This is a genomic window from Streptomyces sp. NPDC056948 (assembly GCF_042674225.1).
GTDB lineage: Bacteria > Actinomycetota > Actinomycetes > Streptomycetales > Streptomycetaceae > Streptomyces > Streptomyces purpurascens.
Genome location: NZ_JBHUQX010000806.1, coordinates 1 through 1,432, shown reverse-complemented (window position 1 = coordinate 1,432; position 1,432 = coordinate 1). Strand labels below are relative to the sequence as shown.

The 1,432-nt window shown below is 72.0% G+C and carries 2 protein-coding genes; both read right to left on the bottom strand.

Annotated elements, in window-relative coordinates; genetic code table 11:
- On the bottom strand, positions 1-836 hold an 836-nt coding region (locus tag ACFTZL_RS44880), incomplete at its 3' end, for a polyketide synthase (RefSeq protein WP_382596409.1).
- 91 nt (positions 837-927) lie between these two features.
- A partial coding sequence (locus ACFTZL_RS44875) for an NAD(P)/FAD-dependent oxidoreductase (RefSeq protein ID WP_382596406.1) occupies positions 928-1,432 on the bottom strand: 505 nt, incomplete at its 5' end.

Genomic DNA, 1,432 nt, shown 5'->3' with positions numbered 1-1,432 from the left:
GCCCTGATCGCCGCGGCCTGGGCGTCCTGACTCGGTGCGCTGAGCACGCGGCGTTCGTTGCCCATGGTGACCCCGGTGCCACGGATCACCGCGTGGATCCGGTCGCCGTCGGCGATCGCGCGCGCCAGCGGCTTCAGTACGACGATGCCGCCGCCTTCGCCGCGTACAAAACCGTCGGCGTCCGCGTCGAAGGTGGCGCACCTGCCGCGCTCGGACCGCGCGCCGAACTGCTCGATCCGCGCGCCACTGGTGGCCGACAGGATCAGGTTGAGGCCACCGGCCAGGGCCAGGTCGCTCTCACCGCTGCGCAGGCTCTCGCAGGCCAGATGGACCGCGACCAGTGAGGACGCCTGGGCGCTGTCGACCACGAGGCTCGGGCCGCCGAACCCGAAGTGGTTCGAGATCCGGTTGGCGATGATGCCGCGGCCGACGCCCCACAGCGAGTGCCTGCTGACGCCCAGCCCGCCCCGGGAGGCCAGGATCTCGGCGAAGTCGGTACCGGTGCACCCGAGGAACACCCCGTGGCGCCGGGTGGCGCCGGCAGTGCCGGTCAGGCCCGCGTCCTCCAGTGCCTCCCACGCCAGTTCCAGGGCGAGCAGTTGCTGCGGGTCCACCGCGCGTGCCTCGTTGGGCGATACCCCGAAGAAGTCCGCGTCGAAGTCCCCGACGGTGTCGAGGAATCCGGCCCGCTCGGTGATGTCCCCGCGTCCGGACCGGACACTGCCGATCGCGTCGCGTCCGTCCCGCAACAGCCGCCAGAAGCTGTCGGGATCGGCCGCGCCCGGCATCCTGCAGGACATACCGACGATGGCGACGTCATACGCCGATCCGGTCACCTGTGGCTTCCTTTCCGTTGTGCGCGCCGCGCCGCCCCGCCGGAGGTGTCCGACGGGCCGTCGACGTGCGGTGGAGCTGAGTACGACGAGGTCACTTGCCGAGTGCCGCCACCGACGCGTCGGGGTCGGCGGACCGGGTCCTGCGGGCGGCGATCGCCGCGCGGGCCAGGTAGGGGGGCGCGAACAGGGAGAGCGGAGAGACATTGCGGGTCACGACGCCGACGTAGCGTTCGGCGACCTGCGGGTCCGAGACGGCGCCGGCGAGGATCATGCGGATCGCCGGCGGCAGCACCTTCCGCTTGCTGAGGTCCGCGATCGTGAGGTGGTGGACGGACAGACGGCGGCGATGCTGCCGCTGGTAGCCGCGCAGCGCCTTGTCCAGCGGGGCGGTGCCGCCTCCGCGCAGCGGTTGGGTGACGGCGTCGCACAGCCACTCGGCGGACTGGAAGGCGAAGCCGCATCCGACGCCGCTCACCGGGTCGTTCACCATCGCGGCATCGCCGATCAGCGCGAGGCCGGGCGTCACGATCCGCTTCCGGTTGAGGTTCGGGTAGTCCTTGGTGCCGACGATGTCGGTGACGCGCTCGGCCTGGGAC